Below are 12,440 nucleotides of genomic sequence, written 5' to 3' on the forward strand. Positions count from 1 at the left end.
CTCCCCGCCACGTTTTCCCGCTCAGTGGCCCGGCCGGGTGTTCCGTACGCCGATTCTCCGGCGGCGGAACACCCGGCAGGTCCATTCCTGGTAGATCATCGCCAGGGGAAGGAAGATCACCGCGACCCACGTCATGACGCCCGGCGTCGTGACGGTGGCCGCGGTTTTCGTCATGTTCCACGCCGCGACTCCACCACTCGCCGCAGCGCGCCACCTGCGAAGCGTCCACGAAGTCACCATAGGCGACTTTCCGCTACGGAACGTTAAGGCGCGCCCAGTTTGCGCAGCTCATCCAGGACATCCGCGTCGGTCAGCTGCTCGAAGCGGGCGTAGAACTGCCCCACCGCGCCGAAATCGGCGGGCGCGGCCAGCGCCACCAGCCGGTCGGCCTCGCCCCGCAGCGCCGCCAGCGTCTGCCGCGCCGCCACCGGCACCGCCAGGGTGAGCGAACCGGGGCCCTTCGCCCGTACGGCACGCAGCGCGGCCCGCGCGGTGCCACCGGTGGCCAGTCCGTCGTCCACGACGACCACGTCCCGCCCGGCCAGCGACGGCAGCGGCCGATCGCCCCGGTAGACGGCCACCCGGCGGGCCAGCTCCGCCCGCTCGGCGGCCACGGTGGGCGCCAGGTCCTCCTCGGTGAGGTCGAGTTGTGCCATCATGTGCCGGTCGAACACCGGCTCCCCGCCCTCGGCGATCGCGCCCATGCCCAGCTCCGGCTGGGCCGGATGGCCGATCTTCCGGGTGACCAGCACCTCCATCGGGACGCCGAGACGCCGCGCGGCCGGGGCGGCCACCGGCAGGCCGCCCCGGGGCAGCGCGAGCAGCACGGGATCGGCCAGGTCCAGGTCGGACAGGGCCTCGGCGAGCAGTTCGCCCGCCTCGGCCCGGTCCGCGAATGGCAGCCGTACCCTCACGACCTAGGCCCTACCCGTTATGGGCGATTACGACCCCGCTGGGCCTTATGGATGATCTTCCATTTCCGGGTCTCCTCGGCGCGGAGCCGGGCGTCGGAACGGCGGGCCATCCACGCTGCCTCACGCTGGAGCTTGAACCAGCTCTCCAGGCGGCGTTCCGGCAGCTCGCCCCGGTCCACGGCGGCCACCACGGCGCAGCCGGGCTCGGTGGTGTGCGAGCAGTCGGCGAACCTGCACTCCTTGGCCAGCTCCTCGATGTCGGCGAAGACCAGGTCCACGCCGTCGCTCATGTCGTACAGGCCGACCCGGCGGATGCCGGGGGTGTCGATGATGAGGCCGCCGCCGGGCAGCGGGATGAGCTCCCGGTGCACGGTGGTGTGCCTGCCCCGGCCGTCGCCGGCCCGGACCTGCTGGGTCTCCATCACCCCGTCTCCCGCCAGGGCGTTCACCAGGGTGGACTTGCCGGCGCCGGACGGGCCGAGCACGACGGCGGTCTTCCGGCCCGCCAGGTAGCCGCGGACCACGTCCACCCCGTCCCCGGCCAGCGCGGAGACGGCGTGCACGTCCACGCCGGGGGCGGCCCCGGCCACCTCGGCCAGCAGGTCGTCCAGGCCCTGGTCGAACAGGTCGGCCTTGGTGATGAGCACCACGGGGGTGCCGCCGCTCTCCCAGGCGAGCGCGACCATGCGCTCGATCCGGCCGAGATCGGCGAAGTCGGTGGCGTGCATGGACGGCTCGGCCACGAAGACCACGTCCACGTTGGCGGCCAGCACGTGGCCCTGGCCGTCCCCGGACAGGCCCGCCCGGGAGAGGCGGCCGACGCCGCCCCGGACGAAGGCCGACGTCCGGGGCAGCACCTCGGCCACCTCGTACCGGCCTTCCGGCAGCCACCGCAGGGCCACCCAGTCGCCCACGCAGGGCAGTGCCACCGGGTCGTCGGCGGTCGCCCGCCGGAGTGAGGCGCCGTACCTGGCGGAGTGCCGCCCGTCCGCGGCGAGCACCTCGGCGGTGCCCCGGTCCACCCGGGAGACCCGGGCCGGGACGGCGCCGTCGGGCAGCTCGGCGTCGTACCAGCCGAGCAGGGAAAGATCAATAGAACCAGAGAGCTCTGGCGAGAACAATGGAGGAAACCCTTCGGAAGCCGGGGCCTCGACTCAGAGGCGCACCCGGAGGTTGACGGACGGCAGGCACGTCAGAAAGACCCGCATAGTCCTCACCTCCTCACTCCCAGGGCCGCCCTCCGGCAGCCGCTGTCCCGCACCATACAGACGGACCTGTCACCCCGGCAAACACATAACTTTCCGCGTCGCCAGAGTAACCTTGTGTGATCATCACGAGAGAAGGCCCCATCCAGGTGATGGGCCGGGCGAGGGTGAGGTTCCCCCGCCCGGATCCGGTCACCGTGGACTTCGCCCGGCTGCTCCGCCGCGACACCCTGGTCACCCGGCCGCCGCGCACCCTCGGCTCCACGCTGGGCGTGCTCCGCCGGGCGCTGCCGTTCTGAGGCAGGGCTAGAGGCCGGGGGCCGGGAAGTGCTTGGTGAGTTCGCGGACCTCGCCGTGCACCCGGAGGATGACGTGCTTGGCCTCCTCCTCGTCCTTGGCGAGGGCGGAGACCACCTGGTCGATCCAGGCGCCGATCTGCCGCATCTCGGCCACGCCCATGCCCCGGCTGGTGACCCCGGCGGTGCCGATCCGGATGCCGGACGGGTCGAACGGCTTGCGGGTGTCGAACGGGACCGTGTTGTAGTTGGTCTCCAGACCGGCCTTGTCCAGGGCCTGGGCGGCCGGCTTGCCGCCGACGCCCTTGGGGGTCAGGTCCATCAGGATCAGGTGGTTGTCGGTGCCGCCGGAGACCAGGTCGAAGCCGCGGCTGATCAGCTCCTCGGCGAGGGCCTTGGCGTTGAGCACCACCTGGCGGGCGTAGTCGCGGAACGCCTCGGTGCCGGCCTCGCGCAGCGCCACCGCGATGGCGGCGGTGGTGTGGTTGTGCGGGCCGCCCTGCAGGCCGGGGAAGACGGCCTTGTTGATCGCGGCGGCGTGCTCGTCGGAGGTGGCCATCAGCATGGCGCCCCGGGGGCCGCGCAGCGTCTTGTGGGTGGTGGTGGAGATGACGTCCGCGTACCCGACCGGGGAGGGGTGGGCGCCGCCGGCGACCAGGCCCGCGATGTGCGCGATGTCGGCGGCCAGCACGGCGCCGACCTCCTTGGCGATCTCGGCGAAGGCCGGGAAGTCGATGATGCGCGGGATGGCGGTGCCGCCGCAGAAGATCACCTTGGGGCGCTCGCGGAGGGCGAGCTCGCGCACCTCGTCCATGTCGACCCGGCCGGTGTCCTTGCGCACGCCGTACCGGACGGGGTTGAACCACTTGCCGGTGGCGGAGACCGACCAGCCGTGGGTGAGGTGGCCGCCGAACGGCAGGCCCATGCCCATGACGGTCTCGCCCGGCTGCAGGAAGGCCAGGTAGATGGCCAGGTTGGCGGGCGAGCCCGAGTACGGCTGGACGTTGGCGTGGTTGACGCCGAACACGGCCTTGGCCCGCTCGATGGCCAGCGTCTCGATCTGGTCGATGACCTGCTGGCCCTCGTAGTACCGCTTGCCGGGGTAACCCTCGGAGTACTTGTTGGTGAGGACCGTTCCGGTGGCCGCCAGCACGGCCTTGGAGACGTAGTTCTCCGAAGCGATCAGTTTGACGGTGTCGGCCTGCCGCCGCTCCTCCGCCTTGATCAGGTCGGCGATCTCCGGATCGACGACGTGCAGCGCGTTATCAGCCATGGCGCCTTCCCTAATGTCCACGTTGACAGCCGCGGCGACCCAGGCGCACGGCCTCCGCAGGTTCGCTCCCCGGTGGTGCCCCACCTTGCGACACGCCCGCAGGGCGACGCCAGCGCCAGTCGCGACCTAGCCCACCCTATCGGAGCGGTGACTCCTACTCGGCGGGAACGCGGCCGCCCGTTCCGGCCAGCGGCCAGAGCCGGTCCACCTCCGCGTTGAGGGTGGCTCCGATGAGCACCGCGAGGGCGGTGATGTACAGCCAGAGCAGCACCGCGATGGGCGCGGCCAGCGAACCGTAGATGGACAGCGGCTGGAACCAGGCGGCCAGCACCGCGCGGAGCACGGCGGCGCAGCCGATCCAGATGATCAGCGCGAGCACCGCCCCGGGGACCTCCCGCCACCAGCGGGTCCGCATCGGCACGCTCACGTGGTAGAGCATGGTCAGCATGAGCACGGAGCCGACGATCACGACCGGCCAGTAGAACACCTCGACCACGGACTCGTACCCGGGCAGCGCGTTGGCCAGCAGGGTCGGGCCGATCACCAGGATGGGCATCACCACCAGGCCGATCAGCAGGGCAGCCAGGTAGAGGCCGAAGGACATGAGCCGGGTGCGGATGATGCCCCGGGTCTCGCCCAGCCCGTACGCGATGGAGATCAGGTCCACGTACACGAACAGCGCCCGCGAGCCGGACCAGAGCGAGAGCAGGAAGCCGACCGAGATCAGCGACACCTCTCCCCCGTCCAGCACGTCGCTGAGCAGCGGCTCCACCACGCTCTTCATGGCGTCGGCGCTGAACAGCAGGTCGGCGTGCTCGATCACCGACTGCCGGATGGCCACGATGGTGTCCGCGCCGAGCAGGCCACTCAGGTGGCCGAGCACGCCGAGCAGCCCGAGCGCGAACGGCGGCAGGGAGAGCAGCGCGAAGAAGGCGGCCTCCCCGGCCAGGCCCGTGACCCGGTAGTTCACCCCCGCCAGAGTGGTCGCCTTGACCAGCGACCAGAACCCGGTCCCGGCCAGCCTGCTCATGCTCGCCCGGGCGCGGGCCATGCCGAGTCGCGACTTGTGGCCCGCCTGATGGTGCGGGCCGCGCGACGGCGCGTCCGTGGACGTCATGGCACCCAACCGTATTCGGGGATCCTGTACGCAGGACCCCGGTGGTCAACCACGGACTACCCGCCGCGACGGCGAATAGTACGGAACATCGCTGACCAGAATACGGTTCCGCCCCCGTCAGGGCATCATTTCCCCCTCTTACGGCTGCTCGTGCCGTCCGCCGAGGTACGACCCGGCCGGGGAAGGAGACCGATCACCAAGTTCTGGTAAATCCTGGATCGTCGGCCCTGCGGGTGATCGACCCCGGACTCACCCAGACCGGCCGCGAGTGTGTCGTTTCACACTCTGGACGGCAATTGGAACATTCGTGATGCTGGAGGTATCGTCTAGGCATGCCTGCGGACCCGATGCTCGTCGTGCGACGCCACGTCGACCTTCTCCGTGTTCGTAGCGCGATCTGTACTGACGCCCGTTGACCGTCGCCCTTCCCTTTCTTCTCTGACTGGGCGCTCCAACAGGCGTCTTTTTTCATGCCCCCGCACTCGACGGCGAGGCGGGAGGAAGCCTGTGCGGTGCCCGCCCGACCCAGCGAGCCTCGATTAAGGACCAGCTCATGAGCACCCCGGCCCGCCCTGCCTCCCGGCATCACAAGCGCCCGCGCGGCGAAGGCCAGTGGGCCCTCGGCTACCGGGAGCCGCTGAACAAGAACGAGGAGAACAAGAAGAACGATGACGGGCTGAACGTCCGTCAGCGGATCATCGACATCTACTCCAAGCAGGGCTTCGACTCCATCGACCCGGCCGACCTGCGCGGCCGGATGCGCTGGTACGGGCTCTACACCCAGCGCAAGCCCGGCATCGACGGCGGCAAGACGGCGATCCTGGAGCCGGAGGAGCTGGACGACCGCTACTTCATGCTCCGCATCCGGATCGACGGCGGTCAGCTGGACCTGCGCCAGCTGCGGGTCATCGCCGACATCTCCAACGAGTTCGGCCGGGGCACCGCCGACATCACCGACCGCCAGAACGTGCAGCTGCACTGGGTGGAGGTGGAGTCGGTCCCGGAGATCTGGGAGCGGCTGGAGGCGGTCGGCCTGTCCACCACCGAGGCCTGCGGCGACACCCCCCGGGTCATCCTGGGCTGCCCGCTGGCCGGGGTGGACGTGGACGAGGTGATCGACGGCACCGAGCAGATCGCCGAGCTCTACCAGCGGTTCATCGGCGACAAGGCGTTCTCCAACCTGCCCCGCAAGTTCAAGTCGGCGGTGAGCGGCTGCCCGGCGCACTGCACCGTGCACGAGATCAACGACGTGGCCTTCGTCGGAGTGGTCAACGAGGCCGGGGAGCGCGGCTTCGACGCCTGGGTGGGCGGCGGCCTGTCCACCAACCCGATGATCGGCAAGCGGCTGGGCGTGTTCGTCCGGCCCGACCAGGTGGCCGACGTGTACGGCGGCGTGGTCGGCATCTTCCGCGACTACGGCTACCGCCGGCTCCGCCACCGGGCCCGGATCAAGTTCCTGATGAACGACTGGGGGCCGGAGAAGTTCCGGCAGGTCCTGGAGGAGAAGTACCTCGGCTACCAGCTGCCCGACGGCCCCGCTCCGGAGGCGCCGCGCGGCGGGCGGCGCGACCACGTGGGCGTGCACCCGCAGCGCGACGGCAACTTCTACGTCGGGTTCGCGCCCAAGGTCGGCCGGGTGAACGGGGACCTCCTGCACACCATCGCCGACATCGCCGAGCGGCACGGGTCCGACCGGGTCCGCACCACGGTCGAGCAGAAGATGGTCATCCTGGACATCGCCCCCGACCAGGTGGACGCCGTGGTGGCCGAGCTGGAGGCGGCCGACCTCCAGGTCAACCCGTCCACCTTCCGCCGCCAGACGATGGCCTGCACCGGCATCGAGTACTGCAAGCTCGCCATCGTGGAGACCAAGGCCACCGCCACCACGCTCATCCACGAGCTGGAGAACCGGCTGCCCGACTTCCGCGACCCGCTGACCATCAACGTCAACGGCTGCCCCAACTCCTGCGCCCGTATCCAGGTGGCCGACATCGGGCTGAAGGGCCAGCTGGTGGTCAACGACCGGGGCGAGCAGGTGGAGGGCTTCCAGATCCACCTGGGCGGCTCGCTCGGCACCAACCCCGGCTTCGGGCGGAAGGTGCGCGGCCTGAAGGCCACCGCCGAGGAACTGCCGGACTACGTGGAGCGGGTCGCGCGCAACTTCGGCAAGCAGAAGAACGACGGCGAGACCTTCGCCGAATGGGTCCAGCGGGCCGACGAGAGCGACCTCAAGTGAGCGAGCGCGCCGTCCCCTTCTACTGCCCGTACTGCGGTGACGAGGACCTGGAGCCCTATGTCACCGACGAGGAGGCGTACGGCTGGTACTGCCGGTCCTGCGCCCGCGCCTTCCGGGTGAAGTTCCTGGGGATCGGCGTGCGTTCGTAGCCATGGATGTGAGGAGTAAAGAGATGACCTTGGTGGAGATAGAGGCCGGTCTTGAGCGCCAGCGCGGCGTGCTCGACCTGCAGAGCATTGTCGAGTCGGCCGCCGAGTTCCTGGCGGACGCGCCCGCCCGGGAGATCATCCGCTGGGCCGCGGCCACCTTCGGGGACCGTCTCTGTCTCACCTCCTCGATGAGCGACGCGTTGCTGATCGACCTGGTCAGCCGGGTCAAGCCGGGGGTGGACGTGTTGTTCATCGACACCGGTTACCACTTCGTGGAGACCATCGGCACCCGGGACGCGGTTCAGGCCGTGTATCCGGTCAACGTGATCAACGTGACGCCGTCCCGTACGGTGGCCGAGCAGGAACGCGACCTCGGTCCCCGGCTGTATGGGCGCAACCCCGACCTCTGCTGCTACCTGCGCAAGGTGGAGCCGTTGAACCGGGCGCTCGAACCGTACCTGGCCTGGGTTTCCGGGATTCGGCGGGATGAGTCGCCGACCCGGGCGGGGACCAAGGTGGTGGAGTGGGACGCCAAGCGGCAGATGGTCAAGGTGAATCCGATCGCCTCGTGGACCCAGGAGGATGTGGACAACTACATCGCCGACAACGGGATCCTGATCAATCCGCTGCACTACGACAACTACCCCTCCATCGGCTGCGCGCCCTGCACCCGCCAGGTCGCTCCCGGTGAGGATCCGCGCTCCGGCCGCTGGTCGGGCCTTGGAAAGATCGAATGCGGCATTCACCTGTAAATCCTCTTGGTCCTCCGCTGGTGGCGGTGGCCCACGGGTCCCGTGACCCGCGCGCCGCCGCCGTGGTGGAGGATCTGCTCGACGGGGTACGGCTGGCGCGCCCTCACCTCGACGTCCGCACGGCCTACCTGGATCACGCTCCGCCCACGCTGCCCGCCGCTTTGGCCCCCCTGGAGGCGGCGGTGGTGGTTCCGCTGCTCCTCACGGCCGCCTACCACAGCCGAGTGGACATCCCGGGCGCACTACGCGAAGCCCCGCCTCTGCTGGATGTCCGCGTGGGAGACACCCTCGGTCCCGACGCGCTCCTGCTGGCGGCCCTGGAACGACGCCTCCAGGAGGCCGGTATCTCTCCCGGCGACCCCGACACGGCGATCGTCCTGGTCTCGGCCGGCTCCAGCAACAGACAGGCCAACCAGACCGTCGCCCGCCTGGCCGCCACCTGGCCCCGCCCCTGGGGGGCGGTCCGCACGGCCTACGCCTCGGCGGGCTCCCCCACACCCGCGGAGGCGGTGACCCGGCTACTCCACGCGGGCGCGCCACGGGTGGTGGTCGCTCCTTACCTGCTCGCCCCGGGCTACTTCGCCGACAAGGTAACCCTGGAAACCCGCGCGGCCGGAGCCCACACCGTGTCCGGAGTCCTGGGCGCGGCACCGGAACTGATCCAACTGGTACTCAAGCGCTACGACGAGGCGTTGCTACGGGACCGGGTGTCGCTACCCGCGTAGGCACAGCCCTCATCCTCCTCAAAAGGGGACACGGAAGTGGGTTGGTTGATTGCCGTGGCACTCCCACCCTTGCGACCTCCGGGTCCGGGCCCGGCTGCGCCGGGGTGGGGGTTACCAGCGGGAGGGGTCGGTTGGGGGCTGGGTGGGGCGGTGGATGTTCTGCCAGGCGGTGTGGGCGTCGCGGAGGGCGCCGTGGGTGGGGTCGCCGAGTTCGCGTTCGGCCTGGCGGCGGCGGTCCAGCCACCATTCGGTCCAGGCGCCGAGAGCGCGTTTGATGGGCTCAGCCTGGGAGTCGCCGATGACCTTGATCTCGGCCATCACCATGTTGGCCCGGATCCGGACCACCGGCACGTTCTGCCCGGGCGGCGCCTCCAGCACCTTGACCTTCTTCTCGCTCATCACGTTCAGACCGCTGAGCTCCACGTCCACGCCATCGGGAACGATGATCTTCACCGAGCCCATCACGCAGTTGATCAGAAGATCGACCTCGTTCCCCCGGACCTCGGCCTCACGCAGGTCCAGCAGCACCTCGCCCATCACGCAGGCGACGCCGACCTCCTGGTCGATGCGCCACTTGCCGCGCCGCTTGTGGTTGCCCATCACGGTGACGTACCAGCGGCGCGCACGCCCGGACGGCCTGGGGGCGGGGATGAAGGGGGCGGCGGCCGGCTGGTTCACACCGTTCGGGAGGTCGGTGGTGAGCTGCGCGAGCTCGGCCTGGGTCCGGGCCAGGTAGGCGGCCTCGGTCCGCTCGGTGAGCTCGGCCAGCGTCAGACGGCCCTCGGCTGACGCGTCGCGCAACCGCTCGACCACGGCCTCGCGCTCCGCGTCCGACGCGCGCATCGCGCCTGAATTGTCCATACCCTCGAATCTAACCCGGGGAGGGCGCGGGATCGCTCCTCCCCAGGGAGGATTCATCCCTCCTGTTCGCCACCGTCACCGGTCTGATCGCTGACGAGCCGTCCCGCCCAGCGGGCCTCCACCTCGGCGAGGGCGGCGTCGTTCAGCCCGTACGTGGTGAGGACCAGCATCGCGGCGCCGCTGCTCCGCCCGGCCACCAGCAGCCCGTCCCCCCACTCCCGGACGGTGACGCCGAGCTGGTTGGCCGAGCGGTACCAGATCTCCCCGGTGAGGCCCTCCAGCGCGTACGAACCGGAGTCCGCCGAGAGGGCGGACAGGCCGGTGATCGCGAAGGCGTCCCCCGCGCCGGAGTGGAAGACCGTGCGGCGCTCCTCCCCCGGATGGTGCTCCAGCGCGAACCTGAGCTGCTGGAGGAAGGTGATCCAGCCCTCGTTGACGTCGTCGTAGTAGGCGTCCCACTCCGGGTTGGCCCCCTTCGGCGCCCGGGTCAGCCTGATCCGGGTTGCCCCGCCGAGATCGGTCAGCTCGAACAGGTCCCCGCTGCCCAGGCGGAGCCAGTGCTCCTCCGCCGACTCGGTGGCGTCCTGCGCGTAGATGATCTCGATTTCCTTGTCCAGCCCGTCGTAGTGCCAGCCGTGCCAGCGCCGGATCTCCTCCGGATCGCGCAGTGCCCGCCAGACCGCGTCGACGGGCGCGGCGACGGTGACCTCGACGGTGAAGGGTTCCTCGCTCATGATCGCTCTCCTCGGGGCTCGGCCGGCGCGGGATGCCCCCCGGCCACCAGCCGGTAGCGGCGCCCGCCGGGGGTGTCGAACCGGGCGGCCACCTCGGCGACGGCCGCGGCCAGCTGGTCGGTGAACTCGTGCACGTCGCCGGGTTCGGCGAACCGGACCTCGGCCTCCAGGGTGAAGGTGAGCAGCCGCACGCCCTGCCGCTCGGCGTTGGCGCTCATCCGGGCCACTTCCCGGACCGTGCCGGCGGCCACCTCGACCAGGTGCTCGGCGGCGTGCCGGTCCGCGATCGCGGTGAACGTCTCGTTGAGCACCCCGGGGTCGACCAGAAAGGCCGAGGCGGTGGCCCGCATCAGCCGCTCCACACAACCACGCCGGGGCCGCTCCTCAACCAGCTCGATCAGCCCGGCCTGCTCCAGCACCTTGAAGTGGTAGCCGACCCGCTGCCGGGGCAGCCCGAGCTCGGCGGCCACCTGGGCGGCGGAGGCGGGCTCGCGCAGGCGCTCCAGGATCCGGCGGCGCGGCGGCGACAGCGCCACCCGCACCCGCTCCGGTTCGTCCACCAACGCCAGCTCGGCCACACCCGCATCGTGCCATTAGACAAAATAATCTGTCAATTACGCCCGCGCCGACGGCGACCACGGCCGTACTGAGATCTCAGGGACCGGACAGCGCGGGCGCGGCGGTCAGCAGGTCGGTGGCCAGCGCCTGATCACCCGCCACCTCCCAGGTGAAACCGTCCCCCCGGCCGCCCAGCAGGAAGCAGAACGCGGTCACGTCGCAGGTGAGCGAGACGTCCGTGGTCTCCCCCTGGTACGCCCCCGCCACGTGCGCCACGTCCAGCGGCATGTACCAGTCGCCGCCCCCGGAACCGGTCAGCGTGAGCCGCACCGAACGGGTGGTCGCCTCGAAGCCGGACAGCAGCATGGTCCACGGGACCAGCCGAACACAGAAGTCGGCCGTCGGGTGGACGTGGGTGGCGATCGGAAGCGGCAGCCGTACCCCCGCGACCTTGGCCGCGTCGTCGGTGTGGATCCAGGTCTCCAGCATCCGGGCCAGCACGTGGTCGCGGACCGCGAACGGCACCCCACCCGGCTGCACGACCCGGTCCGGGTCCACCTCGGCCAGCCGCGCGCAGAGCAGGTCGGCCTGCTCCCGCCAGATCCGCCGGGTCTCGTCCACCGGGCGGTCCTGCCCGTACTCCTGGAGCTCCCGGGTCCGGGCCAGCGCCTCGTCGACGCCGATCGGCGGGCCCAGCACGGACGCGCCCACGGCGGCGGCCAGCAGGCTGTCCTTGGCCGCCAAGTGGGCGACCAGCTCGCGCAGGTTCCAGCCTTCGACGATCTCCTCGTCCCACCGGGCGGCTGAGGCCAGCAGGGCGTCCATGGCGGCCACCCGTCCCGCGTACGGCGCGGCCCAGGCGGGACCGGCCGGGGCGGGGCGGCGGCGCGCCGACGCGGCGGCCAGCAGACGGGACCGGGAGCCGGGGACCTCGGTGGCCTGCTCGGCCAGCGCGTCCAGGAAAAGACGTTCGACGCTCATCACCGCTCCCCAAGTGATTCGGCCAGTTTACGCAGACCGAGGCGGATGCGGGTCTTGGCGGTGCCCTCCGGGATGCCGAGGTCCTCGGCCACCTGGCGGTAGGTGCGCCCCCCGTAGTAGGCCAGCTCGATCACCTGGCGCAGCCCGTCCGGCAAGGCGACCACCGCCGCTCGGACCCGGAGCGCCTCGTCGGCGTCGAGCACGGTCTCCGCGAGCTCCGCCGGGGGCTCGTAGACGCGGGGGCCGAGCACGGTGGCCTTGCGCCGTTCCTCGCTCCGTACGTGGTCCACCGCGCGGCGGTGCGCGATGGTGGCCAGCCAGGCGCGCAGGCTGCCCCGGTCCGGGTCGAAGGCCAGCGGACGCTCCCAGAAGGTCACGAAGACTTCCTGGGCGATGTCCTCGGCGACCGCCCGGTCCCTGGTGACCCTGGCCACGAGGCCGAAGATGAGTGCGGCGTAGCGGTCGTAGATCTCGCCGAGGGCGTCCTCGTCCCCGCCCACGACGCGCTGGTGGAGCAGGCGGTCGTCGGCAACCGGCGCCTCCACGTACACCTCCCTGTGAACATCATCCGCGCGACCTGAGCATCGCACTTTCCGGGCTGTGCACGTGAGATGTTTCGGGTGACATGTTGAGATGGAT

The 12,440-nt window shown here is 70.7% G+C and carries 16 protein-coding genes; 6 read left to right on the top strand and 10 right to left on the bottom strand.

Translation table 11 applies throughout. The features are described from left to right. Positions 1 to 21: 21 nt before the first annotated feature. The 3 genes from KIP79_RS23755 to rsgA form a co-directional block, all read right to left on the bottom strand. Positions 22 to 174 carry a hypothetical protein gene (locus tag KIP79_RS23755; protein WP_214107106.1) on the bottom strand — a complete coding sequence of 51 codons (153 nt, stop codon included), beginning with the start codon at positions 172 to 174 and terminating at the stop codon, positions 22 to 24. Between the two features lie 89 nt (positions 175 to 263). Beyond that, entirely contained in the window at positions 264 to 914 is a 651-nt protein-coding gene (locus KIP79_RS23760) for a phosphoribosyltransferase (RefSeq protein ID WP_214107107.1), read from the bottom strand. A gap of 17 nt (positions 915 to 931) precedes the next feature. After that, positions 932 to 2,035, bottom strand: coding sequence for a ribosome small subunit-dependent GTPase A (rsgA, locus tag KIP79_RS23765; RefSeq protein WP_214107108.1), 1,104 nt, complete (start codon positions 2,033 to 2,035; stop codon positions 932 to 934). 203 nt (positions 2,036 to 2,238) lie between these two features. On the opposite strand from rsgA, the gene KIP79_RS23770 reads away from it, so the two are divergent. Next, complete coding sequence (locus KIP79_RS23770; protein ID WP_214107109.1) at positions 2,239 to 2,418, top strand: hypothetical protein; 180 nt, start codon at positions 2,239 to 2,241, stop codon at positions 2,416 to 2,418. A 7-nt stretch (positions 2,419 to 2,425) separates the two neighbouring features. On the opposite strand, the gene glyA is transcribed toward KIP79_RS23770, so the two are convergent. Both glyA and KIP79_RS23780 read right to left on the bottom strand, forming a co-directional pair. Continuing rightward, complete coding sequence (glyA, locus tag KIP79_RS23775) at positions 2,426 to 3,688, bottom strand: serine hydroxymethyltransferase (protein WP_214107110.1); 1,263 nt, start codon at positions 3,686 to 3,688, stop codon at positions 2,426 to 2,428. A 154-nt stretch (positions 3,689 to 3,842) separates the two neighbouring features. Further along, positions 3,843 to 4,805: a YihY/virulence factor BrkB family protein gene (locus tag KIP79_RS23780; protein ID WP_250213711.1), complete on the bottom strand. Its 963-nt coding sequence runs from the start codon at positions 4,803 to 4,805 to the stop codon at positions 3,843 to 3,845. 332 nt (positions 4,806 to 5,137) lie between these two features. Between KIP79_RS23780 and KIP79_RS50150 the strand changes: the two genes are divergently transcribed. The 5 genes from KIP79_RS50150 to KIP79_RS23800 all read left to right on the top strand — a co-directional run bounded on the left by KIP79_RS50150 (position 5,138) and on the right by KIP79_RS23800 (position 8,667). After that, a complete protein-coding gene (locus KIP79_RS50150; RefSeq protein WP_372453654.1) occupies positions 5,138 to 5,221 on the top strand; it encodes a putative leader peptide in 84 nt (27 codons plus the stop codon). A 137-nt stretch (positions 5,222 to 5,358) separates the two neighbouring features. Further along, positions 5,359 to 7,041, top strand: a complete 1,683-nt coding sequence (locus tag KIP79_RS23785; protein WP_214107111.1) for a nitrite/sulfite reductase — start codon at positions 5,359 to 5,361, stop codon at positions 7,039 to 7,041. After that, positions 7,038 to 7,190 (top strand): DpnI domain-containing protein, encoded by a 153-nt coding sequence (locus KIP79_RS23790; protein WP_214107112.1) that lies wholly within the window; start codon positions 7,038 to 7,040, stop codon positions 7,188 to 7,190. Before KIP79_RS23785 ends, KIP79_RS23790 begins: the two co-directional genes overlap by 4 nt. Before the next feature lie 23 nt (positions 7,191 to 7,213). Further along, on the top strand, positions 7,214 to 7,942 hold the full coding sequence (locus tag KIP79_RS23795; protein ID WP_214107113.1) for a phosphoadenylyl-sulfate reductase: 729 nt from the start codon (positions 7,214 to 7,216) through the stop codon (positions 7,940 to 7,942). Then, entirely contained in the window at positions 7,924 to 8,667 is a 744-nt protein-coding gene (locus KIP79_RS23800) for a sirohydrochlorin chelatase (RefSeq protein ID WP_214107114.1), read from the top strand. Before KIP79_RS23795 ends, KIP79_RS23800 begins: the two co-directional genes overlap by 19 nt. Positions 8,668 to 8,778: 111 nt before the next feature. Here KIP79_RS23800 and KIP79_RS23805 read toward each other — a convergent pair whose 3' ends face one another. The 5 genes from KIP79_RS23805 to KIP79_RS23825 all read right to left on the bottom strand — a co-directional run bounded on the left by KIP79_RS23805 (position 8,779) and on the right by KIP79_RS23825 (position 12,346). Continuing rightward, on the bottom strand, positions 8,779 to 9,528 hold the full coding sequence (locus tag KIP79_RS23805; RefSeq protein WP_214107115.1) for a DUF1707 SHOCT-like domain-containing protein: 750 nt from the start codon (positions 9,526 to 9,528) through the stop codon (positions 8,779 to 8,781). A gap of 53 nt (positions 9,529 to 9,581) precedes the next feature. Beyond that, complete coding sequence (locus KIP79_RS23810; RefSeq protein WP_214107116.1) at positions 9,582 to 10,262, bottom strand: SRPBCC family protein; 681 nt, start codon at positions 10,260 to 10,262, stop codon at positions 9,582 to 9,584. Beyond that, positions 10,259 to 10,840, bottom strand: coding sequence for a winged helix-turn-helix domain-containing protein (locus tag KIP79_RS23815; protein ID WP_214107117.1), 582 nt, complete (start codon positions 10,838 to 10,840; stop codon positions 10,259 to 10,261). The genes KIP79_RS23810 and KIP79_RS23815 overlap by 4 nt, the downstream gene beginning before the upstream one ends. 76 nt (positions 10,841 to 10,916) lie before the next feature. Then, on the bottom strand, positions 10,917 to 11,801 hold the full coding sequence (locus tag KIP79_RS23820) for a maleylpyruvate isomerase family mycothiol-dependent enzyme (RefSeq protein WP_214107118.1): 885 nt from the start codon (positions 11,799 to 11,801) through the stop codon (positions 10,917 to 10,919). Further along, a complete protein-coding gene (locus tag KIP79_RS23825; protein WP_214107119.1) occupies positions 11,801 to 12,346 on the bottom strand; it encodes a sigma-70 family RNA polymerase sigma factor in 546 nt (181 codons plus the stop codon). Before KIP79_RS23825 ends, KIP79_RS23820 begins: the two co-directional genes overlap by 1 nt. Positions 12,347 to 12,440: the final 94 nt, after the last annotated feature.

It is taken from the genome of Acrocarpospora catenulata (assembly GCF_018476525.1).
GTDB lineage: Bacteria > Actinomycetota > Actinomycetes > Streptosporangiales > Streptosporangiaceae > Acrocarpospora > Acrocarpospora catenulata.

Bases quoted from the DNA above. Each gene is read 5' to 3' on its own strand.
- KIP79_RS23755 (WP_214107106.1), bottom strand. From the start codon at position 174: ATGACGAAAACCGCGGCCACCGTCACGACGCCGGGCGTCATGACGTGG.
- glyA (WP_214107110.1), bottom strand. From the start codon at position 3,688: ATGGCTGATAACGCGCTGCACGTCGTCGATCCGGAGATCGCCGACCTG.
- KIP79_RS23780 (WP_250213711.1), bottom strand. From the start codon at position 4,805: ATGACGTCCACGGACGCGCCGTCGCGCGGCCCGCACCATCAGGCGGGC.
- KIP79_RS50150 (WP_372453654.1), top strand. From the start codon at position 5,138: ATGCCTGCGGACCCGATGCTCGTCGTGCGACGCCACGTCGACCTTCTC.
- KIP79_RS23785 (WP_214107111.1), top strand. From the start codon at position 5,359: ATGAGCACCCCGGCCCGCCCTGCCTCCCGGCATCACAAGCGCCCGCGC.
- KIP79_RS23795 (WP_214107113.1), top strand. From the start codon at position 7,214: ATGACCTTGGTGGAGATAGAGGCCGGTCTTGAGCGCCAGCGCGGCGTG.
- KIP79_RS23800 (WP_214107114.1), top strand. From the start codon at position 7,924: ATGCGGCATTCACCTGTAAATCCTCTTGGTCCTCCGCTGGTGGCGGTG.
- KIP79_RS23805 (WP_214107115.1), bottom strand. From the start codon at position 9,528: ATGGACAATTCAGGCGCGATGCGCGCGTCGGACGCGGAGCGCGAGGCC.
- KIP79_RS23810 (WP_214107116.1), bottom strand. From the start codon at position 10,262: ATGAGCGAGGAACCCTTCACCGTCGAGGTCACCGTCGCCGCGCCCGTC.
- KIP79_RS23820 (WP_214107118.1), bottom strand. From the start codon at position 11,801: ATGAGCGTCGAACGTCTTTTCCTGGACGCGCTGGCCGAGCAGGCCACC.